We start from the raw sequence: 20,649 nt of genomic DNA, 5'->3' as shown, positions 1-20,649 counted from the left end.
GGGGGAACCCGAAGGCTCCCCCTGGAAGTGGTGCAAGAAGGCCTAGAGGTCGTAGAGTTTGTCGCCGGCAATGACGTTGATGCCGTTCTTGAGCAGCAGCTCGATGCCCTGGTCCGTGCGGTCAAAGCGGAAGATGAGCACGGCCCGGTCGCCGCTCTGGGTGACGAAGGCGTACATGTATTCCACGTTGATGCCTTCCTCCTGGAGCATGCTCAGGATGGCGTGCAGCCCGCCCGGCTTGTCGGTGATCTCCACGGCCACCACCGAGGTGCGGCCTACGGTGAAGCCGTTTTCCTTGAGCTTGGTCTTGGCGGTCTCGAAGTCCGAGACGATCAGGCGCAGGATGCCGAAGTCCGAGGTGTCGGCCAGGGACAGGGCGCGGATGTTGACATTCGCCTCGCTCAGAAGCCGGGTGACCTCGGCCAGCCGACCGGCGCGGTTTTCGAGAAATATGGAGAGCTGATCTACTTTCATGGTGGTGTCCTCGCTCGTTGGCATGGGTTAACCTTCGTTCCTCTTGTCTATGATGCGCTTGGCCTTGCCCTCGGAGCGGGCGATGGTCTTGGGCTCGACCAGCTTGACCTTGGCCGTGACGCCGAGGAATTCCTTGATGTTCTTGGTTACCTTTGATTCCGCTCGTTGTAAATTCTTAATCTCGTCCGAGAACATGGATTCGTTGACCTCCACCTGGACCTCCAGGGTGTCCATGTTGCCCTGGCGCGCGATGATGAGCTGGTAGTGCGGGGTCAGCCCCTCGGTCTCGATGAGGATGGACTCGATCTGGGACGGGAACACGTTGACGCCCCGGATGATGAGCATGTCGTCGCTGCGGCCCGTGACGCGGCGCATGCGGGCCGTGGTCCGGCCACACCGGCAGGGGGTGGCGTTCAGGGTGGTCAGGTCGCGGGTGCGGTAACGGAGCAGCGGGATGCCTTCCTTGGTCAGGGTGGTGAAGACCAGCTCGCCTTCCTCGTCGGGAGCCTTTTTTTCGCCCGAGTCCGGGTCGATGATCTCGGCCAGGAAGTGGTCCTCCTGGATGTGCAGACCGTCCTGGGCGTCCTCGCACTCGATGGCCACGCCCGGCCCCATGACCTCGGACAGGCCGTAGATGTCGATGGCCTTGATGCCGAGCTTGGCCTCGATGTCGCGGCGCATCTCCTCGGTCCACGGCTCGGCCCCGAAGATGCCGATGCGCAGGGGCAGCCTGCGGATGTCGATGCCCATTTCCGCCGCGCTCTCGGCCAGGAACAGGGCATAGGAGGGGGTGCAGCAGAGGACGTCGGATTCGAAATCCTTGAGCAGCATGACCTGCCTGCGGGTGGCGCCGCCGGAGATGGGCACCATGGCCGCGCCCAGGGTCTCGCCGCCGTAGTGCGCGCCGAGGCCGCCGGTGAACAGGCCGTAGCCGTAGGCGTTGTGGATCATGTCCCTGGCCGTGGCCCCGGCAGCCACGAAGGAGCGGGCCATGAGCTGCCCCCAGGTCTCAAGGTCGCGTTTGGTGTAGCCGACCACGGTGGCCTTGCCCGTGGTCCCGGACGAGGAGTGGATGCGCACGATCTGGTCGCGGCTCACGGCGAACATGCCGAAAGGGTAGTGGTTGCGCAGGTCCTGTTTCTCGGTGAAGGGCAGGAGCCGGACATCTTCGAGCTTGCGGATGTCTGCGGGCTTGAGCCCCTTCTCGTCGAATTTCTTCCTGTAGAAGGGCACATTGGCATAGACCCGCTCGCACAGCGCCTGGAGCCGTCTGAGCTGGAGCTTTTCGAGCTCCTCGCGGGGCAGGGTTTCGTTCTTCACGTCGAAAATCATGCTGCATCCTCCTTGGCCGGTCCTGGACCGAAATGATCAAAATGGAAAAACCACGGTCCCTCAAAGCCCGTGGTCCGTCGCGGCGTCACCTGTTGTCCGCTCCCCACGCCAGTCAGCCGGGGAACGCGCGCCGGAAATGGCGCGGGGACAGGGATAATTTCATAGCCGGGACTTTGCCCCATGTCCCGGATCGAGTCAAGCGGTTATGCGCTTTGCAGCGACCGGTCCGGGCCGAAATAGCCGGTCCTGCCGGGCCTCGGGGGTGGACGCGCGTTGCGGGATGGGGCACAGTCATCTTCACACGACATGCATCCGTATCGCAGGGAGGGGGCATGGACTTCAGGGAACTGGTGGCAGGGAGCCGCACCCGGCGCATATTCGACGAATCCAGGCCAATGGATGTGGACACCCTGGCCGTGCTGGTGGATCTGGCCCGCCTGACCCCATCGGGCAGGAACAAGCAGCCGCTCAAGTACGTGGTGACCGCCGACAGTGCCCAGTGCGCGGCGATATTTCCGCTGCTGGGCTGGGCCGGGTATTTCAAGGAGTGGCCCGGACCGGGGCCGGGCGAGCGGCCCACCGGCTACATCGTGGTCCTGCTCGACCGGGACATTGCCGACTCGCCGGGCTGCGATCACGGCATCGCCAGCCAGACCATCATGCTCGGCGCGGCGGAGTTGGGATTTGGCGGTTGCATCATCGGCACGGTCAACCGGAAGAAACTGGCTGAACTGCTCGATTTGGCGGACCGTTTTGAAGTGTTGCTCGTCCTCGCCCTGGGTGTTCCTGCCGAGGAAGTGGTCATCGAGCCCCTTCCCTCGGACGGCAAAATCGAGTATTGGCGCGGCACGGACGGCAGGCACCATGTGCCAAAGCGCAGTCTCGACGAACTGATCGTCGGTCGCCATCCCGGCGGCGCGTCGGGTTCGTGATAACCTCATTCAAGTTGGATAAATGAAAAAAGAAAACAAATTCAGTGTGATGTCTGGCCGTGAGAAGAGCCTGATCCTGGCCGAATGGCTGGACGAGAAGCAGGGCATGGATGTTGTGATCATGGACGTGGCCCGGATGAGCTCCGTGACCGACGTGACCGTGATCGTTTCCGCGCGCGGCATGAAGCACGCCCAGGCCCTGGCCGACGCCGTGCTGGCGCGCGCCGCAGAAAGCTCCATCGAATTCCTGAGCATGGAGGGCTACCAGTCGGGCGAGTGGATTCTCATGGACCTGAACGACGTGCTCATCCACATCTTCCAGGGCGAGTTGCGCGATTTCTACAACATCGAGGGCATGTGGTCCGAAGCCCCCAGGATTCCCTACACCGCCTAGTCTCCGGAGAACCAGATGGCCGAGCCCAAGAAGACCCTGCTGCTCATCCTCGATGGGTGGGGCATCGCCCCGGACAGTGAGGGCAATTGCGTCAGAAACGCCGTGACCCCGCACCTGGACCGGCTGCTGGCCGACTATCCGTCCACCCGGCTGGCCTGCTCTGGCCGGGCCGTGGGGTTGCCCGACGGATTCATGGGCAACTCCGAGGTGGGGCACATGAACATCGGGGGCGGGCGCGTCATCTATCAGGACATGACCCGCATCGACATGGCCATCGAGGACGGCTCCATCATGGAGAACGTGGCCCTCAAGGAGCTCATGGCCCGGACAAGGGCCGGGAGTGGGCGGCTGCATCTCATGGGGCTGGTCTCGGACGGCGGGGTGCACAGCCATCACAACCACATCCACGCCCTGCTCGAAATGGCCCGGCGCGAGGGCGTGGCCGAGGTTTTTGTCCATGTCTTTCTCGACGGGCGCGACACGCCGCCCTCAAGCGGGCTTGAGTACACGCGCCAGTTGATGGAGCGCATGGACACCCTGGGCGTGGGCCGGGTGGCCACAGTCTGTGGCCGGTACTGGGCCATGGACCGCGACAAGCACTGGGAGCGCAACCAGGTCGCCTACCGCGCCCTGGTCTGTGGCGAAGGCGTGGTCATGGCTGATCCCCTGACCGGCATCCGGGCTGCCTACGGCGCGGGCGAGACCGACGAGTTTGTCAAGCCGGGCGTCATCGACGGGGTGAACGGGACCATCGGCGACGGCGACGGCCTGTTCTTCTTCAATTTCCGCGCGGACAGGGCGCGCCAGATCAGCCGGGCCATCTTTGATCCCGCCTTTGGGGAGTTCGAGAGGCCCACGGTCCCCCGGCTGGCCGGGTTTGCCACCATGACCCGGTATGAGGAGGCGTCGCCCCTTCCGGCGGCCTTCGCGCCCCAGAGTTACGAGGGCACGCTGGGCGAGGTCGTGTCCGGGCTGGGCCTGCGCCAGTTGCGCATCGCCGAGACCGAGAAATACGCCCATGTGACCTATTTCTTCAATTGCGGGCGCGAGGAGCCGTTTCCGGGCGAGGACAGGGTGATGATCCCCTCGCCGCGCGAGGTGGACACCTATGACCTCAAGCCGCAGATGAGCGCAGACGAAGTGGCTGACGCCCTGATCGCCCGGCTGCCTGACCATGACCTGTGCGTCTGCAACCTGGCCAACCTCGACATGGTGGGCCATACCGGCATCATGGACGCGGCCATTGCCGCCTGCGTGACCGTGGACCATTGCGTGGGCCGTATCGTCGATGCCGTGCTGGGGCTGGGCGGCCGGGTGCTGCTGACAGCCGATCACGGCAACGCCGAGCAGATGCTGGCCGAGGACGGCACCCCGCACACGGCCCACTCGACAAATCCCGTGCCCCTGGTCCTCATCGAGGAGGGATGCCGTGGCGCGACCCTCGACCAGGGCATCCTCGGCGACATCGCCCCGACCATTCTGGCCCTGTGGGGAGTGGACGCCCCGGCTGCCATGACCGGCAGGAACCTCGCAAGCAAAGGATAATCACTGCCATGTCCGCATCCAAAAAGCCCCTGACCCCCGTGAAGCCCGCAGGCATGGAGCTGATCTTTCTCTACCCCTGCCCCCATTGCAACCGCGAGGTGCCGCTCATCGCGCCCTCGCGTCCGGCCATGGCCCAGTGCGACGCCTGCCGCGAGAATTTCCCCATCGTGCCGGTGGACGACAGGACCATCCGCTACTTCAAGCTCATCCTCGCGGGCGGCAAGGCCTCCATCGATCCAGACTTTCTCTAGTGGGTCGGAGCCCTTCCCGGCCTGAGCCCCAAGCGGGCCACCCGCATGGAAAAAGTCCATATATTCATGCATGGATTTTTTCTTGATAATCTCTAGACTTTTCACTCTTCGCTGAAATTATTGAATTAGATTGACAGCGCTCCCTTTGCCCTGCCATCTGCGCCGTGGCACGGCTTTGGCCCCGCATTTGCTATGGCTTCCCATCAGACGGATTGAAATTCATACGGGGAAGTGATGCAATGAAGATCGAAAAGACAGTCCTTTTGGTAAGATGCGTGTCTGTCACAGCGGTGTTTGCCAGGGTGGTTGCCGGAGCCGTGCCTGCTCTTGCGGCATCGGATGAAGTGACAATTCTGTCAGCACAGGTGGACATGCTGACCTGGGCGCTGGTCGGGGCCGGGCTGCTGGCAGTGCTTGGCACGGTCCTGGGAGCTGTGGTTGCTTCCAGGAGAACAGCAAATAAATACAAGGTGTTGACGATTTCGCTGCAAAAGATCGCGGCAGGCGGGACCACGGTGGCCCTGCCCAAAGCCAGTGATGACAATATTGGTGAAATGGTCAAGGCCGTAAACCAAATTGTCAGTTTCGTTGGTGATTTAGGGAAGCGGCTCGGTGCGAGCGAAAATGTAGCCCGCGAGGCGTCCGACAAGGCGCGCTCGGCCCTGGACATGGCCAATGGGGCGCGCGAACAGGGCGAGGCAGCGCGTTGCCATGGGCTGCTTTCCGCAGCCGAGTCGCTGGATGTCTCGGTCCAGGCCATTCGCGACCAGTCGCGGCTGCTCGACACGGCCTCGGTCACGGCCAGCCAGGGGGCTGCCGACCAGCAGCGATACATCTCCGAGGCCGCCTCGGCCATGGAGGAGATGAACGCCTCGGTCTCGGAAACCGCTTTCAACGCCGACGCTGCGGCGGCGGATGCCGAGCGGGCCATGGAGTATGCCCGAAACGGCGCCGGGGTCGTGGCCCGGACCCTGTCATCCATCCGCTCCGTGGCCGACAATTCCCAGTCGCTGGCCGAGCGCGTGACCGGCCTTGGCAGTCAGGCCGAGGGCGTGGGCAAGATCATGGGCGTCATCTCCGACATTGCCGACCAGACCAACCTGCTGGCGCTCAACGCGGCCATCGAGGCGGCGCGCGCGGGCGAGGCCGGGCGCGGGTTCGCCGTGGTGGCCGACGAGGTGCGCAAGCTGGCCGAGAAGACCATGGTCGCCACCCGCGACGTGGGCGTGGCCATCGAGGGCATTCAGAGTCAGGTGCGTCAGACCATCCGCGGTGTGGGCGACATGAGCGGGCTGACCGATGCGGCAGCCGCCTTGGCTCAGGAATCGGGCGAAGCCCTGGACGAAATCGTGACCTATGCGGGGACCAGTGCGGACCGCATCCGGGCCATTGCCTCGGCTGCGTCCCAGCAGTCCATTGCCAGCGAGGACGTGACCCGGACCATCGCCGAGGTCAACACCATCTCCGCCACCACGGGCGAGGCCATGGCCGAGGCGGCGCGGGCCGTGACCGCCCTGGCCGGGCGGGTGGAGGACCTGGCCACCATGACCGACATGTTCCGGCTGGTGGGCAAGGGCAAGGTGCAGGAGGTCATAGGCGGCCTCGCCGCGTCGCGTGATATCCAGAGCCGTGATCGGGCCAGCATGGAAGAGGCGATGCGCCGCGCCCTGCGAGCCAATGAATTCCTTGAACTCCTCTATATCACGGATGAAAAAGGGCGGCAGCTGGTCAGCAACATGGGCGGCAGGGTCACCGGATACAGCGAGGACAGGAACGCCTACGGCTCCTCCTGGGCCTCGCGCCCCTGGTTCACCGGGGCCATGGAGAACCGGACCTTCTTTATCTCCGATGTCTATGAATCGTCCGCCTCGGGCGAGAGCTGCATCACCGTGTCCAGCCCGTTCCTTGACAGGGATGGCCGGATCATCGGAGTCATCGCCGCCGACGTGCGCGTGGGCTGACGAAAGCAGCGAGGGATATCGCGAAGACCATCAAGGCAGGGAGGGCGGCGCGCCTTCCCTGCCTTTTTCATTTGCTCTCTTGTCGATGCCTTGGGCCAAGCTGCATCAGGCCGTTGCCCGCGATGATGAAGCCCAGACCCAGGAGGGTCGAGGGCAGGATGTCCTCGCCCACCAGGAAGTGGATGAAGACCAGGGAGAGGAAGGGCGAGAGAAAGATGAGGTTGGCCACCCGGACCGTGCCGCCGCCTTCGGGCATGGCCGCGTATTTCATGGCCGTCAGCCACATGGCGAAGGTCACGCCCATCTCGAAGATGCCGACATAGGCCGCGCCGAGCAATCCTGCCGGAGCCAGGGGCGGCAACTCGGAAAAAACCAGTGTCGCCAGCAGGATGAGGGGCAGGCCGAAGGCAAAATTGAGGAACAGCCCGGTCACGGGATCGAGCGTGCTGCGGGTGTTGAATATCCAGTACAAGGCCCAGATGACGGTGGAACCCAGGGCCAGGGCCACGCCCAGCGGGTCCGAGAAGGTCATGGACAGGGGATCGCCATGGGTGGAGATGACCACCACGCCCGCGTAGCTGACCGCGATGGCCGCGCCGTCCCTGAGGCCCATGCGCTGGCCCAGCAGGGGCACGGACAGGAGCGACAGGGTGATGGCCCAGGTGTAGTTGAGGGGTTGCGCCTCCTGGGCCGGGAGCCGGTCATAGGCCATGAACAGGATTATGTAGTACAGGGCCGGATTGAGCGCGCCGAGCAGGGCGCACCGGGCCATGTCCCTGGCTGTGACGCGCCGCAGCCCGCCAAGGCGGCCCTGGATGGCCAGGATGGCTGCCAGGGCGAGCAGCGACGCCATGCAGGCGCACAACAGCAATTGGAGCGGGTCGAGGTGGCGCAGGGTGAGTTTGAAGGCCGAGGCCACGGTGGACCAGACGGCCACCGTGGCCAGGCCGAAGAGCAGGGCCTTTGTCCGGGCGTTCACGGGTGTAGTGCGCTCCGGATCAGAGGATGACGTGTTTTTTGATGTAGGTCACGGCTTCCTTGGCATCGTCGGTGACAATGAACAGGTCCAGGTCCTCCTCGTTGCAGAATTTGTTGGAGACCATCTGGTCGCGGAACCAGTCAATGAGACCGCTCCAGAACTCGGTGCCCATGAGCACGATGGGGAACGGCTTGATGCGGTGGGTCTGGATGAGCACCAGGGCCTCGGCCAGTTCGTCCAGGGTGCCGTAGCCGCCGGGCAGGGCCACGTAGGCCATGGCGTATTTGATGAACATCAGCTTGCGGATGAAGAAGTAGCGGAAATCGCACCGGATGTTCATGAAGGTGTTGTTGTGCTGCTCCATGGGCAGGTGGATGTGCAGGCCGATGGATTGGCCTCCGCTCTCAAAGGCGCCCTTGTTGCCCGCTTCCATCAGGCCTGGCCCGCCACCGGTTATGACCGAGAACCCGGCCTGGGAGAGCATCATGGAGAGCAGCTCGGTCTGCTTGTACAGGGGATGTTCGGGCTTGACCCTGGCCGAGCCGAACATGGAGACAGCCGGGCCGATTTCGGACAGGGTCTCGAACCCGTCCACGATCTCGGCCATTATCTTGAAGAGTCGCCAGGACTCCTGCATGGAAAGGTCGTCGATCAGGTATTGCTTGGAACGGTGAATCATGAAATCTCCTTGCTGCTTGATTATGGGATGCCCTGAGGGACTTGTTGCCTGATTGTCGATTATGGGGCATGTAGACCGGGGAGCGGCGACCGGGTCCCGCCATCCGCAACATTCCCAATACACCGATTTTTTCCCTTTCGGAAGCGGAGAATTCCCGCAGGTTCCGGTCGGAGGGGAAGCACGAGGATTCTGATGAAAATCACATTCATGGGCGCAGCCCGGACAGTCAGCGGTTCCTGCTACATAATTGAGTGCGCGGGCAAGCGGTTTGCCGTGGATTGCGGCCTGCACCAGGGCAACCGGGAGATCGAGAAGCGCAACTGGAATCTGGACCAGTACGGGCCGAAGAAGCTCGACTTCATCCTGCTCACCCACGCCCATATCGACCACAGCGGCCTGCTGCCTGGCCTGGTCTCCAAAGGGTTCAGAAACCCGGTTTACTGCACCGCGCCCACCAGGGATCTCGTGGAGATCATGCTGCTCGACAGCGCGCACATCCAGGAGATGGAGGCCGAGTGGAGCAACCGCAAGTCACTGCGCACCGGCTCCAAGGCGGGTAAGCCCCTCTACACCATCGCTGATGCGGAAAACGCCATCCCGCTGCTGGCCACAGTGGAGTATGACAAGGTTTTCGAGCCCGTTCCGGGAGTCCGGGTGGTCTACAAGAACGCCGGGCACATCCTCGGCTCCGCCTTCATCGAGATCGAATACATTCACGAAGGCAAAAAGACCAAGGCGGTCTTCTCCGGCGACCTGGGCCGCCCGGAGCAGCTCATCGTGCAGGATCCGGACGACATGGAGGCGGCGGACTACATCTTCCTCGAATCCACCTACGGCAACCGCAACCATCCCGACGACGAGCACAGCCTCGACGAGTTGGCCAAGGCCATCGATTACAGCTACAAGAACAGGGAAAAGGTCGTCATTCCCGCCTTTGCCGTGGAGCGCTCCCAGCAGATCATCTACAGCCTGTTCCTGCTGCGCAAGCAGGGGCGGCTGCCTGCCGACATGCCGATCTACCTGGACAGCCCCCTGGCCATCCGGGCCACGGAGATATTCCGAAAGCATCCTGAATTCTATGACGAAAAGACCCAGGAGTTCATCCGCAACGGCGAGCACCCGCTGGACCTGCCCAACCTCCACTTCACCGAGAGCCGGGAGCAGTCCCAGGCCATCAACGAGTCCGTTGGGCCGGCTGTGGTCATCTCGGCCAGCGGCATGGCCAACGCGGGCCGGGTCAAGCACCACCTGCGCCACAATCTGTGGCGGCCCGGTGCCAGTGTGGTCTTCGTAGGCTGGCAGGGTGTGGGCACGCCGGGGCGCAAGATTCTCGGCGGGGCCAAGAAAATCCGCCTCTTCAACGAGGAAGTGGCTGTCGCTGCCAAGATATTCACCATCAACGGGTTTTCCGGTCACGCCGGGCAGGACGACCTGCTGGGCTGGCTGGGCACCATGCAAGGCAGGTCGGTCAAGGTCATCCTCATCCACGGCGAGGCCGAGGTGCAGAAGGAATTCGCCAGTCTGATCACCGCGAGGTATGGGTTCGAGGTCCACATTCCTGAGTACATGGAAGAACTTGAACTGACTCCGGGCCGCGAGATGGAGGCCGTGGTGGACATGGCCGTGGCCCGTCCCCGCGTGGATTGGGAGTTCCTGATGCGCGATTCCGAGAACCTCTACGAGGAGCTCAGGCAGCGCGTCAAGGATGTCAGAAACCGTCCGTGGGTCGATCAGGTGGACCTGCGCGACAGGCTGCTCGATGTCAATCGCAACCTCGTGGCGCTCATCTCGGAGATGTAGCCGGTGCGCGTGGTCGGCGGCCAGTTTCGGGGGCGGTCCATCAGGACCTGCGAGGGGCCGGGCTACCGGCCCGCCACCATGAAGGTGCGCGAGTCGATCTTCTCCATGCTTGCGGCCAGGGGTGCGGATTTCACCCAGGCCCGGGTCATGGACATGTTCGCGGGGAGTGGCAGCCTGGGCATCGAGTGTCTGAGCCGGGGCGCGCTGCTGGCCTGGTTCATCGAGAAGAACGCCAGGGCGGCGGGATTGATCCGCGCCAACCTTGCCGATCTCGGGGTGGGAAAAGATCGGGCCAGGGTGGTTGCCAAGGATGTTTTTATGCTATTGTCAAAGCCGCCGCAGGCTCCGTTCGATCTCATTTTCATCGATCCGCCCTACGGCATGGACCTCCTGCTTCCGGCCCTGGAAAAGGCGCTGGCGACCGGCTGGATCGCCCCCGGCGCGTTCGTGCTGGCCGAGGTCGAGGCGGCCATTGCCGCGCCGACAACCGGCCCTGTGGCCGCGATGGAACTCGTAACCGACCGCGAATACGGTCAGACCAGGATACTTTTATGGCGGAACTGAACCCACGGCTGGCAGTCTACCCCGGAACCTTCGACCCCTTGACCATGGGCCACGTCAGCCTCATCAGGCGCGGGCGCAAGGTCTTTGACGAGATCATCCTGGCCATTGCCGGAAGCACGCCCAAGAAGACGCTTTTTTCGCTGGAGGAGCGGGTCGCCCTGGCCAGGGAGGTCTTCCGCGACGACCCCCACATCATCATCGAGCCCTTTGACAGCCTGCTCATCGATTATGTGGAAGAGAAGGGGGCGGGAGTCATCATGCGCGGCCTGCGCGCCGTGTCCGACTTCGAGTACGAGTTCCAGATGGCGCTCATGAATCGCAAGCTCAGGCGCGAGATCGAGACCGTGTTCATGATGACCGATTTTCGCTGGATGTACCTCAGTTCGACCATCGTCAAGGAAGTGGCCCAGTACGGGGGCGATGTCTGCGGGCTGGTCCCCGGCCCGGTGGTCAAGGCCCTGAACGTCAAATTCGGCCTTGGATACGGCTGCGGGGAAGGGGTGTGAGCCGGTCGTGACCGCGTCGTCTTCCAGTGCCGTCCCGGCCTTGGTCCCGCCCATCATCTGCCTGCTCGGCCCCACGGGCACGGGCAAGACCGCCGCGGCCATTGCCGTGGCCCGGCGCATGCCCGCCAGCGTCATCAATTTCGACTCGCGTCAGGTGTACGCGGATTTTCCGATCATCACGGCCCAGCCGGATCAGGAGGAGCGGGCGGCCTGCCCGCACCTGCTCTACGGGTTCCTGCCGCTGACCGAGCGGATGACCGCGGCCCGGTTTGTGGAACTGGCCATGGAGGCCATTGCCGGAGTGCGCGACCAGGGGCGGCTGCCCATCCTGGTGGGCGGCACCGGGCTGTATCTGCGCTCGCTGCTTTCGGGCATGGCGCCCATCCCAGAGATTCCGGCGGACATCCGCCGGGCCGTGCTGGAACGGATACGGGCCGAGGGACCGCAGCGGCTCCATGCCGAACTGGAGCAGGCCGATCCCGACTACGCGGCCAGGATTCATCCCAACGACACCCAGCGCAACGCCCGCGCTGCCGAGGTGCTGCTGGCCACGGGCCGGACCATGACCTGGTGGCACACCAGCAGCGAGCACACGCCCGCGCCGTTTGCCGCGCTCAAGATCGGCATGCGCCTCTCCCTCGACGAGTTGGAGCCGCATCTGGCCGGACGCGTTGACGCCATGCTGGCTGCCGGGGCCGTGGACGAGGCGACGCGGGCCCACGCCAAATGTCCGGACCCGGAAGCGCCGGGCTGGACCGGCATCGGCTGCGCCGAGATGCTGGCCTATCTGCGCGGCGAAACCACCCTGGAGCAGGCGCGTTCCCTTTGGGTGCGCAACACCCGCGCCTATGCCAAACGGCAGCTGACGTGGTTCGCCAAGGAACCCGGCATCCGCTGGTTCGCGCCGGGGGATGGCGGGAGCGTGGCCGACTGCGTGGCCGACTGGCTGGCCAATCGGCAGGTTGGTCCGGACGATTAGCTCCCGGCGATCAGACCCAGTTGCATCGGGGTGAGGTGCCAGTTGAGGATGCCCCTGTCGCCGGTTTTCGGCACGACTATCTGCATCAGGCAGCTGTTATCAAAGGAAAGCTCCAGTCCCTTCACGCCCAGCAACTGGGCGGCGGTCACCGCCAGCGAGGGCAGGTGGCCTGTCACGAGGATTGAATCCAACCCTTCGTATCCGTTGATGAAGTCAAGGGTGTCGTCGGCCTGGGCCATGGGGTTGAGGGCGTCTGTCACGGCAATGCGGGAGAGGGGATAGCCAGTGGCCTCGGCCATGATCTCGGCGGTTTGCAGCGCGCGGGCCTTGGAGCTGGTCGCGATCAATTGGAAGCGCAACCCAAGGGCACGTGCCGCCCTGGCCGTTTTCATCGTCTGCTCGCGGCCCACGGGGCTGAGTGGCTGGTGGCGGTTGAGTTCCTGCGACAGGCATTGGCCGTGTCGCATCAGGTGTATGTGCATGGCGGCTCCTGTTGAGTTGCCCAGTGCGGCCATGCTAGCATCCGGGCGGAGCTGCCGCAAGCGGCTTGCGGAAAAGCGGCAGGCACGATACATGCGTGACTGCTTTTGCGGGAGCCGAGCGCGGTTTCCGCACCATGATCCGCGCAGCTTGAGAAAAAAAGCTTGAGAAAAAAAGCTTGAGAAAAAAAGCTTGAGATTAAAGCTTGGGAAGGACGCTTGAGACATATGCATTCACTGCGGTTTTTTCTTGTCCTGACGATGATCCTCGCGCTTCCGGCCTGGGCTTGGGCCTTGCAGGGCTATGTCCAGCCGGTGGGCGATGGGGGGACCATTGCCTGGGGCAGCGGCGAGGTGGCGGTGGTGCGCCCGCTCGGCGGCCATGCCGGTGATGGGACAGACGGGGAGAGCGGCATCGATGTTGGCGGCGAATCCTCCTCGTTCGCGCTGCGTCTTGCCGCCACCCAGGCGCGCAAGCAGTTGATCGACATGATCCTGGCCGTGCGCATCGACGCCAGGGGCACGGTGAGCGCCTATCTGGCCGACGAAGAGGACGCCACGGCCCGAGTGCGCGGCATTGTCCAGAACTCACCCCTGGAGCGTCCGACCGCGGTCGGCGAGGCCGGTGACATCCGCGTCTTCGAGCGTCTCCGGGGCAAGCTGGCCGAGGTCATCCTGCCCACCACCATCCAGTTCCAGAGCGGCATCGCGCCCAGGATGTCCACCTCCATGGAGCAGAACATGGCCTTTGTCGACCAAGTGCCTGAAGAGGCGGGCGTGGGCACTGCGGGTTATACCGGCGTGATCGTGGACGCCCGCGGGTTGCAGGTCACTCCGGCTCTGGCTCCGGTCATTTATGGGCAGGACGGCCTTGGGGCCTATGGACCGTTCCTGGTCAGCCGGGCCAATGCCATAGACAAGGGTGTGGCCGCCTATGCCGTCACCGACGATCCCGCGTCGCTCCGGGAGCGTGTGGGGGACAGGCCGCTGGTGGTGCGCGCCCTGAGCACCTTTGGTTCGTGGCGGACCGATCTTGTTATTTCGTCGCCCATGGCCCGTCTTGTCAGGGCCATGATGCAGGTGGGCGACGCGGTGGACAACTGCCGCGTGGTCATCGTCCTTGATCCGCCTGCCGGGTCTGCGGACGCGCCCGGTGCGCAGCCCTTTGCAATCGAATCCGGGGAATCCGGCGCGGGGCAGCCCGCGAAAGAGGAATGAGCATGCGGATGATTCGGATATTTTTGACGGCTCTCCTGGGGCTGTGCCTGTGTGCCGGTGTTGCGAACGCGACCAGCGTGCGGGTGTTCAAGCCGGGCGAGGCCGGGGTCTCGCCCATGGAGCTGCGCAACCGGGCCATGGCCGAGGGGTTTGCCCAGGCCGTGCTCGACGAGGCCCGCCTGATGCTCCCGGCAGAGCTTGACGAGGCCAGGGCAGAGTTTTTCCGCCGGTACATGGTCGATTACTCCAAGCCCTATGTTCAGGGTTACAATATCCTCTCTTCCGAGGCCATAGACGCCGGGCTGATCCTCAACCTCGACGTGATCATTGACAAGACCGCGCTGCGCGACGGTCTGAAGCGCATGGGTTTGATGGCCACCGTGCTCGCGCCCCAGCCCGCATCCCTGACCCTGCCGCAGAACCTGGGCGACGAGGAGCGCGCCACCCTCGCGGGCCTCGTGGCCCTGTCCGGCATCCGGCAGGAGTCCGTGACCTCGCCCGTGCTTGTTCTGGAAAAGGGGGCAGGCAATGCCTACACGGCCCGGCTCGACTCGGACAACCGCACCTGGACAGCCCATGGCAAGGATTTGTCCGTGGTCTGGTTCGACATCTGGGGCCACTATTTCACCAGGGCCGAGGTCAGGGATGCCAGGACCAATCACTACGAACTGTCCGTGGTTGGCTGGTTTTCGCCCGATGCGGCCCTGGAGTTCGACCGTGTGCTCCGCGAGTGGGACTCTGCGGTGCAGGAGGTGGAGCTGGTGGAATTGGACATGCAGTCCTCCGGGGTCGGCGCGAGCTGGAGTGTGCGCGTCATCAGCGGCGAGCGGCTCGATTCGCTGCTGCTCGGCTACCTGCCCCAGCGCGGCCTGAGCCACCAGTTGACGCAGCAGGTCGGACGCTAGCGGTTCCACGTTTATTTGAGACAAGCCCCCGGAGCCGTTGGCTTCGGGGGCTTGTTCGTTTGCGGTCTCGGTCTGGGAAAGGGCGAAAATAAAGCCCGGCTGCCAAGGCAGCCGGGCATGAAAAGTCCGACGCGGGTCGTTCTGTGAGTCTAGTCTTTCTTCTCGTCTGTATCTTTCTTTTCTTCTGATTTCGGGGTGATATCAATTTCATCGGGTTCGTTGGTGGCCTTCTTGAAGTTGCTGATGGCCTTGCCGATGCCGCCGCCGATTTCGGGCAGTTTCTTGGCGCCAAAGATGACCAGCACGATGACCAGGATAATCAACAGTTCCCATACTCCGAATCCGCCGATCATAAGAAAGCCTCCAAATGGTGTTGATTCTTCAAGCCGTGAATTGTCAGGGCTATACACCCCCGTCATTGTCAGGTCAAGAAGATGGCTCTTTTCTCATGACAGCGGGGTGGGGTGCCATCCTGTTGCGCCTTTACAATTGCCCGTCAGGGCCTTACACCTTCCAGACGATGTGGAGGGCGGCCCGCGGGCGGCCTTGAGGGAGAGCCATGGCTGACATCCTGCCCATGCCGGGGGCTTTGTGCCGGCATCATACCATGGGGCGTTGCCTCTACGAGGAGCATCTCAATCCGGGATACTCCCTGGCGTGGCGGTGCCGGGTGCTCATGCGCTGGGAGTCGGCCTTTGACGACTTCCTGGTCCGGGCCGAGCTTTTCGGCGTGGGCCAGGACGTTGCGCCCGATCTGTGGGAGCGCCGGTTCGAGCGCGTTGCCCGGAGCTTCGACTGCGAGGGCTACGCCCTGTGCCGCGAGGCCGAATCACCAGCCTGCGCCCATGTGTGCGAGGGGATCTGCCGCCTGGCGCTCCCGGTGTGCGAGGGCCGGTGTCGCCATTTCCAACTTCCTGAAGCGAATAGAGAACCCAGTCAATCGAAGTGAGGAGCCGTTCCATGCTGCTGTCATTTCCCCATATGCACCCGATTCTTTTCCCGGCTGCTCCCGTGCCGGGGCTGCGATTCTTCGATCCGGGCATGACCGAGGCCGTGTCGGAGAACGGATTCAGGCCCGAAGGCCTGCCCCTTGACCCCAGGACCGCGGCTTCGCTCATCCGCGACTGCATCAGCTTTGGCGAGCAGTTCAAGGATCCTGCCGAGATGGCGTATTTCGGGGCCACGACCCCGGACGAATTCTATGACGGGACGCCGTCCTCCATCCAGGCCCAGCTCCTTCAGCGTTTTGGCGACGGCGAGGGGGCGGTGGAGGAGCGCGCTGCCAAGGCGGCCCGCGCCCAGGCCCAGTTCGTCCTGCTTCTGGGCTGGTTCTTCGAGGAGAAGATGATTGAGCTTCAGGGTCTGGAGCAGGGCGTGCGCGATTCGTGGAGGTCCATGGACACCACCCTTGGTCTGGACGACGAGGACCGGGGCGAGGAGCGCATGGTCACCCTGGGCCAAGCCCACAGCCACATCGGCGGCGTGCCCGACGGGCAGGCCATACCCCTGCCGTGGCAGCGCATGGTCGAGGCGCTGCCCGTGTTCCTGCCCGGCGACGCGGTCCTTGTCTGCGCCGATCAGGGTATCATCGCGTCCTGGCTGGCGGACGGCCTGCCCTTTGAACTGGCGGACCCCGGACTCGGACTGCCCCATGGCGCACGCGCGGCCACACTGCCCGCCTGGCGGCTGGCCGGGCGGCGCAAGGCCTCGGAGGCGATGCCCGCAGCCGACCGCGACCTCTGTGTCGCCATCATAAGCTAGCCACGAGGAGACAGCATGGCCCTGGCCAACCAACTCATGAATCCCTGCCTGTTGCGGGGACTCAAGTGCATCATTTTCGACTGCGACGGGGTGCTCATAGACTCCTTTGAGGCCAACATGCGCTACTACGGCATGATCAAGGAGCGGCTCGGCCTGCCGCCCCTGACCGACGAGGAGAAGTCCTACGTCCACACCCGCACCCACAAGGACTCGATCCGGTTCATCGCGCCGGGCGAGCTGTTCCGGCAGGCGTGGGCCGTTGTCCAGGAGTTCGACGCCAAGACGCTTCTTCCTTATCTCAAGCGTTCCGAGGGCATCCGGGAATTCCTGTGGTGGCTGCGCAACGCGGGCTTCAAGCTGGCCGTGAACACCAGCCGCACCGACAGCATGGGCATGATCCTCAAGCTCATGGACCTTGAGGGGTTCTTCTTCCCGGTCATCACCTCGGGCAAGGTGGCCACGCCCAAACCCCACCCCGAAGGCGTGCACCGGATCATGACCGCCCACCGGCTTGCTCCGCAGGAAGTGGCCTACATCGGCGACTCCCACGTTGACGAGAAGACGGCCAGGGCCGCCGGGGTCCGCTTCTGGGCCTATCGCGACGCGACCCTCCAGGCCCAGGTGCACATCGAGAGTTTCTGGGAGATCAAGGCGGCCATGCAGCGCAGCTACAAAGGGCTGCTGCCCACGCATTAGGACTTGATTCTTGCACCCTGGTGTGCGAAATTAACACCATTGACATCATTGGCGGATACGGAAAATTATCCTGTCTTTCTGGAGGCTTCATGGACTTGATTGTCCGCGCTATCGCAACCGTTCTCGGCATCGTTCTCAACGCCTACTTCTGGATCGTCATCATTTCCGCCCTGCTTTCCTGGGTGAATCCCGATCCCTACAACCCCATCGTGCGTTTCCTGCGCGGCATCACCGAGCCGGTCTTCTACAAGATTCGAAGCTGGATACCCTTTGCCGTGGTGGGCGGGTTCGACCTTTCGCCCATCATCGTCATCCTGGCCATCAAGGTGTGCGAGATCGTCGTGGTCGGCAATCTCCTGCGCCTTGCCTATTCAATGGGCAGCGGCCCCATGATGTAACTCCTTAAATCAGGGAGGTTTGTCGTGACCGTTTCCAAGATCGATTTGCTCAACAAGCAGTTTTCGAGAGGTGTGTTCGGCTATTCGCGCATGGAGGTGGAGCAGTTCCTGCTGGAGCTGGCCGAAGTCCTGGGCGAGTCTGCCGATGCGCAAAAATCGATGCGCAAGAAGATCAAGCAGATGGAGCAGTCGCTCAAGGAGTATCGCCAGCGCGACGAAACCCTGCGCGACACCCTCATGAGCACCCAGAAGATGGTGGACGACCTCAAGGTGGCCGCCACCAGGGAGGCCCAGCTGATCCTGGACGAGGCCCGCGCCAAGGCCGACTCCACCGTCCAGAAGGGCCACAACCGGCTCGCCCAGATCCACGAGGAGATCGAGGACCTCAAGCGTCGGCGCGTGCAGTTCGAGGTGCAGCTCAAAGGGCTGCTCAAGTCCCACCTGGAGATGCTCGAAATGAGCGATCCGGAGAAAAACAAGGTCGAGGAGCTTGAATCCAAGCTCATGTATCTCAAGAAAGTCGACTAAGGCGGGATTGTCATATTTCCCTTCCAGAATATGTCAGCAGATGCAGGGACGGATGGCGCATCGCCGTCTGGGTGCAGCCCGGAGCGCGCAAGAGCGAAGTCGCCGGGGTCTACCAGCAGTGCGTCAAGATCCGCCTGTGCGCCCCTGCCGTTGACAACAAGGCCAACAAGGCCCTGGTGGCCTTTGTGGCGAGTGTCTTGAACGTGAAGAAGAGCCAGGTGGTCATCGAGTCGGGCCAGACCACCCGCAAGAAACTCCTGGCGCTGAATACGGTGGCCGAACCTGACTGGACAGGACTCTGTCCGGTCGGCAGCCCGCAATAACCCGTTAAAAAGGAGCGGTACATGGAAGCCAAAGACCTTGAACTCATCGAGAAGCACGGGGCCGAGGATGCCGAACTGATGGCTTTGTGGGATCAGCATGTCGTGTACGAAAAAATGATCGACAAGCTCGAAGCCAAGTCGTTTCTTTCGCCCGTCGAGTCCCAGGAAGTGAAGGAACTCAAGAAGAAGAAGCTGGCCGGCAAGACCCGGTTGCAGTTGGCGCTGGACAAATACAGGACCCTGGAGGCGTAGCATGAAGTTGACCGGGGCCCAGATCCTGCTCAAGTGTCTGGAAAAGGAAGGCGTTGAGGTCATGTTCGGCTTCCCCGGCGGAGCCGTCATCGACATTTATGACGAGATACCCAACTCCACGGTGGAGCATATCCTGGTCAGGCACGAGCAGGGCGCCATCCACGCGGCGGACGGCTACGCCAGGGCCACCAGGCGGGTGGGGGTCTGTCTGGTCACTTCCGGCCCCGGAGCCACCAACACCGTCACCGGCATTGCCACGGCCTACATGGATTCCATCCCGGTGGTCATCCTCACCGGTCAGGTGCCGCGCGCCCTGATCGGCAACGACGCCTTCCAGGAGGTCGACATCGTCGGCATCACCAGGCCGTGCACCAAGCACAACTATCTTGTTCAGGATATCGAGGATCTGGCCGCGACGGTCAAACAGGCCTTTTATCTGGCCCGTTCGGGCCGTCCCGGCCCGGTCCTCGTGGACCTGCCCAAGGATGTCATGCAGCAGGTGGCCGAGTTCCACTATCCCGAAACCGTGCAGATGCGCAGCTACAACCCGACCAGCAAGCCGCATGTCGGGCAGGTGCGCAAGGTCATGAAACTGCTCAAGAAGGCGCGCAGGCCGCTCATATACTCCGGCGGCGGCGTGATCACTTCGGGCAGCCACGAGGATCTGACCTGGCTGGCCCGCAACCTGCGCATCCCGGTCACCTCGACCCTGATGGGGCTGGGCGCGTTTCCGGGCGACGACGAGTTGTTCCTGGGCATGCTCGGCATGCACGGCACCTTTGCCGCCAACATGGCCGTCAACAACTGCGATCTGCTGCTGGCCGTGGGCGCGCGCTTCGACGACCGCGTCACTGGCAAGGTGGACACCTTTGCCCCCAAGGCGACCATCATCCACATCGACGTGGACCCCACCTCCATCCAGAAGAACGTGTCGGTTCACGTGCCGCTGGTGGCGGACTGCAAGGCGGCCTTGGCCGCGCTCAGGAGCGAGTCCGAGGCCTCGCTCGACGAGTTCGACTGGGTGGCGGACCACAAGGAATGGGTCGATCAGGTCCAGGCATGGGGCAGGGAGCATCCCCTGACCTACAAGGACGACGACATCATCATCAAACCGCAATACGTGGTGGAGAAGATTTACGAGATCACCAAGGGCGACGCCATCATCGCCACCGAAGTGGGCCAGAACCAGATGTGGGCCGCCCAGTTCTACAAGTACACCAAGCCCAACACGCTGCTCACCTCGGGCGGGCTGGGCACCATGGGCTATGGCTTTCCCGCGGCCATGGGCGCGCAGCGCGCCTTTCCCGACAAGCTGGTCATAGACATCGCCGGCGACGGCTCCATCCAGATGTGCATCCAGGAGATGATGACCGTGGTCTGCAACCGGCTGCCGGTGAAGATCGTCATTCTCAACAACGGTTACCTCGGCATGGTCCGCCAGTGGCAGGAGCTTTTCTACAAGAAGAACTACTGCGAGACCTGCCTCGACGCCCAGCCCGATTTCGTCAAGCTGGCCGAGGCCTACGGGGCGGCGGGTTTTCGCGTGACCGAAAAGAAGTATGTCGAATCGACCCTTCGCGAGGCCTTTGCCCTCGACAAGCCGGTCATCGTGGACATCCGGGTGGCCAGGGAGGAGAACGTGTATCCCATGGTCCCCGCCGGTGCCTCGCTTACCGAGATGCTGCTCGTTTAG

25 protein-coding genes are annotated in these 20,649 nt (G+C 63.3%); 19 read left to right on the top strand and 6 right to left on the bottom strand.

Translation table 11 applies throughout. The annotated features are described in order from the left end of the window. Window positions 1-42: 42 nt before the first annotated feature. Together DAES_RS09025 and DAES_RS09020 are read right to left on the bottom strand one after the other, a co-directional pair. Window positions 43-474 (bottom strand): ACT domain-containing protein, encoded by a 432-nt coding sequence (locus DAES_RS09025; protein ID WP_013514727.1) that lies wholly within the window; start codon window positions 472-474, stop codon window positions 43-45. 27 nt (window positions 475-501) lie between these two features. Continuing rightward, window positions 502-1,806: a phenylacetate--CoA ligase family protein gene (locus tag DAES_RS09020; protein WP_013514726.1), complete on the bottom strand. Its 1,305-nt coding sequence runs from the start codon at window positions 1,804-1,806 to the stop codon at window positions 502-504. A gap of 332 nt (window positions 1,807-2,138) precedes the next feature. On the opposite strand from DAES_RS09020, the gene DAES_RS09015 reads away from it, so the two are divergent. From DAES_RS09015 to DAES_RS08995, 5 genes are all read left to right on the top strand, one after another. Then, on the top strand, window positions 2,139-2,738 hold the full coding sequence (locus DAES_RS09015) for a nitroreductase family protein (RefSeq protein ID WP_013514725.1): 600 nt from the start codon (window positions 2,139-2,141) through the stop codon (window positions 2,736-2,738). Between the two features lie 22 nt (window positions 2,739-2,760). After that, the gene (gene rsfS, locus DAES_RS09010; protein WP_013514724.1) at window positions 2,761-3,132 is read left to right on the top strand and encodes a ribosome silencing factor; all 372 of its coding nucleotides are present in this window, start codon (window positions 2,761-2,763) and stop codon (window positions 3,130-3,132) included. Between the two features lie 15 nt (window positions 3,133-3,147). After that, window positions 3,148-4,677, top strand: coding sequence for a 2,3-bisphosphoglycerate-independent phosphoglycerate mutase (gene gpmI / locus DAES_RS09005; RefSeq protein ID WP_013514723.1), 1,530 nt, complete (start codon window positions 3,148-3,150; stop codon window positions 4,675-4,677). An 8-nt stretch (window positions 4,678-4,685) separates the two neighbouring features. Beyond that, the gene (locus tag DAES_RS09000; protein ID WP_013514722.1) at window positions 4,686-4,928 is read left to right on the top strand and encodes a hypothetical protein; all 243 of its coding nucleotides are present in this window, start codon (window positions 4,686-4,688) and stop codon (window positions 4,926-4,928) included. Window positions 4,929-5,272: 344 nt separating this feature from the next. After that, window positions 5,273-6,889 (top strand): methyl-accepting chemotaxis protein, encoded by a 1,617-nt coding sequence (locus tag DAES_RS08995; RefSeq protein ID WP_236608392.1) that lies wholly within the window; start codon window positions 5,273-5,275, stop codon window positions 6,887-6,889. Window positions 6,890-6,956: 67 nt separating this feature from the next. Here DAES_RS08995 and DAES_RS08990 read toward each other — a convergent pair whose 3' ends face one another. Next, complete coding sequence (locus DAES_RS08990; protein ID WP_013514720.1) at window positions 6,957-7,868, bottom strand: DMT family transporter; 912 nt, start codon at window positions 7,866-7,868, stop codon at window positions 6,957-6,959. A 19-nt stretch (window positions 7,869-7,887) separates the two neighbouring features. Continuing rightward, complete coding sequence (locus DAES_RS08985; protein ID WP_013514719.1) at window positions 7,888-8,547, bottom strand: LOG family protein; 660 nt, start codon at window positions 8,545-8,547, stop codon at window positions 7,888-7,890. A 192-nt stretch (window positions 8,548-8,739) separates the two neighbouring features. Here DAES_RS08985 and DAES_RS08980 point away from each other — a divergent pair, with 192 nt between their 5' ends. Genes DAES_RS08980 through miaA form a run of 4 tightly spaced genes read left to right on the top strand, consistent with a single transcriptional unit; the run spans window position 8,740 to window position 12,396 of the window. Continuing rightward, entirely contained in the window at window positions 8,740-10,347 is a 1,608-nt protein-coding gene (locus DAES_RS08980) for an MBL fold metallo-hydrolase RNA specificity domain-containing protein (protein WP_013514718.1), read from the top strand. A 3-nt stretch (window positions 10,348-10,350) separates the two neighbouring features. Beyond that, a complete protein-coding gene (rsmD, locus tag DAES_RS08975; RefSeq protein WP_013514717.1) occupies window positions 10,351-10,911 on the top strand; it encodes a 16S rRNA (guanine(966)-N(2))-methyltransferase RsmD in 561 nt (186 codons plus the stop codon). Beyond that, window positions 10,899-11,417 (top strand): pantetheine-phosphate adenylyltransferase, encoded by a 519-nt coding sequence (gene coaD, locus DAES_RS08970; RefSeq protein ID WP_013514716.1) that lies wholly within the window; start codon window positions 10,899-10,901, stop codon window positions 11,415-11,417. The genes rsmD and coaD overlap by 13 nt, the downstream gene beginning before the upstream one ends. A gap of 7 nt (window positions 11,418-11,424) precedes the next feature. Continuing rightward, window positions 11,425-12,396, top strand: coding sequence for a tRNA (adenosine(37)-N6)-dimethylallyltransferase MiaA (gene miaA / locus DAES_RS08965; protein WP_013514715.1), 972 nt, complete (start codon window positions 11,425-11,427; stop codon window positions 12,394-12,396). On the opposite strand, the gene DAES_RS08960 is transcribed toward miaA, so the two are convergent. After that, window positions 12,393-12,878 carry a SixA phosphatase family protein gene (locus tag DAES_RS08960; protein WP_013514714.1) on the bottom strand — a complete coding sequence of 162 codons (486 nt, stop codon included), beginning with the start codon at window positions 12,876-12,878 and terminating at the stop codon, window positions 12,393-12,395. The two genes, miaA and DAES_RS08960, sit on opposite strands and share 4 nt — an antisense overlap. Before the next feature lie 225 nt (window positions 12,879-13,103). Here DAES_RS08960 and DAES_RS08955 point away from each other — a divergent pair, with 225 nt between their 5' ends. Together DAES_RS08955 and DAES_RS08950 are read left to right on the top strand one after the other, a co-directional pair. Continuing rightward, the gene (locus tag DAES_RS08955; protein ID WP_013514713.1) at window positions 13,104-14,093 is read left to right on the top strand and encodes a hypothetical protein; all 990 of its coding nucleotides are present in this window, start codon (window positions 13,104-13,106) and stop codon (window positions 14,091-14,093) included. A 2-nt stretch (window positions 14,094-14,095) separates the two neighbouring features. Then, complete coding sequence (locus DAES_RS08950; RefSeq protein ID WP_013514712.1) at window positions 14,096-14,998, top strand: hypothetical protein; 903 nt, start codon at window positions 14,096-14,098, stop codon at window positions 14,996-14,998. Between the two features lie 149 nt (window positions 14,999-15,147). Here the strand turns inward: DAES_RS08950 and tatA are convergent, their stop codons facing one another. Further along, window positions 15,148-15,351, bottom strand: a complete 204-nt coding sequence (tatA, locus tag DAES_RS08945; RefSeq protein WP_013514711.1) for a twin-arginine translocase TatA/TatE family subunit — start codon at window positions 15,349-15,351, stop codon at window positions 15,148-15,150. Between the two features lie 206 nt (window positions 15,352-15,557). Here tatA and DAES_RS08940 point away from each other — a divergent pair, with 206 nt between their 5' ends. The 8 genes from DAES_RS08940 to ilvB all read left to right on the top strand — a co-directional run bounded on the left by DAES_RS08940 (window position 15,558) and on the right by ilvB (window position 20,649). Beyond that, the gene (locus tag DAES_RS08940) at window positions 15,558-15,947 is read left to right on the top strand and encodes a hypothetical protein (RefSeq protein WP_013514710.1); all 390 of its coding nucleotides are present in this window, start codon (window positions 15,558-15,560) and stop codon (window positions 15,945-15,947) included. Window positions 15,948-15,958: 11 nt separating this feature from the next. Continuing rightward, a complete protein-coding gene (locus tag DAES_RS08935; protein WP_013514709.1) occupies window positions 15,959-16,759 on the top strand; it encodes a hypothetical protein in 801 nt (266 codons plus the stop codon). A gap of 15 nt (window positions 16,760-16,774) precedes the next feature. Beyond that, window positions 16,775-17,455, top strand: a complete 681-nt coding sequence (locus DAES_RS08930) for an HAD family hydrolase (protein ID WP_013514708.1) — start codon at window positions 16,775-16,777, stop codon at window positions 17,453-17,455. Window positions 17,456-17,544: 89 nt separating this feature from the next. After that, the gene (locus DAES_RS08925) at window positions 17,545-17,853 is read left to right on the top strand and encodes a YggT family protein (protein WP_013514707.1); all 309 of its coding nucleotides are present in this window, start codon (window positions 17,545-17,547) and stop codon (window positions 17,851-17,853) included. Between the two features lie 24 nt (window positions 17,854-17,877). Continuing rightward, window positions 17,878-18,381 carry a DivIVA domain-containing protein gene (locus DAES_RS08920; protein WP_013514706.1) on the top strand — a complete coding sequence of 168 codons (504 nt, stop codon included), beginning with the start codon at window positions 17,878-17,880 and terminating at the stop codon, window positions 18,379-18,381. Next, window positions 18,348-18,704 carry a DUF167 domain-containing protein gene (locus DAES_RS08915; RefSeq protein WP_407635892.1) on the top strand — a complete coding sequence of 119 codons (357 nt, stop codon included), beginning with the start codon at window positions 18,348-18,350 and terminating at the stop codon, window positions 18,702-18,704. The genes DAES_RS08920 and DAES_RS08915 overlap by 34 nt, the downstream gene beginning before the upstream one ends. A 21-nt stretch (window positions 18,705-18,725) precedes the next feature. Further along, window positions 18,726-18,956, top strand: a complete 231-nt coding sequence (locus DAES_RS08910) for a DUF465 domain-containing protein (RefSeq protein ID WP_013514704.1) — start codon at window positions 18,726-18,728, stop codon at window positions 18,954-18,956. Between the two features lies 1 nt (window position 18,957). Then, the gene (ilvB, locus tag DAES_RS08905) at window positions 18,958-20,649 is read left to right on the top strand and encodes a biosynthetic-type acetolactate synthase large subunit (RefSeq protein ID WP_013514703.1); all 1,692 of its coding nucleotides are present in this window, start codon (window positions 18,958-18,960) and stop codon (window positions 20,647-20,649) included.

Origin of the sequence: Pseudodesulfovibrio aespoeensis Aspo-2 (genome assembly GCF_000176915.2) — a bacterium.
GTDB classification, from domain to species: domain Bacteria; phylum Desulfobacterota; class Desulfovibrionia; order Desulfovibrionales; family Desulfovibrionaceae; genus Pseudodesulfovibrio; species Pseudodesulfovibrio aespoeensis.
Note: the sequence above shows the minus strand (reverse complement) of the source record. Positions and strands in the feature narration are given on the sequence as shown.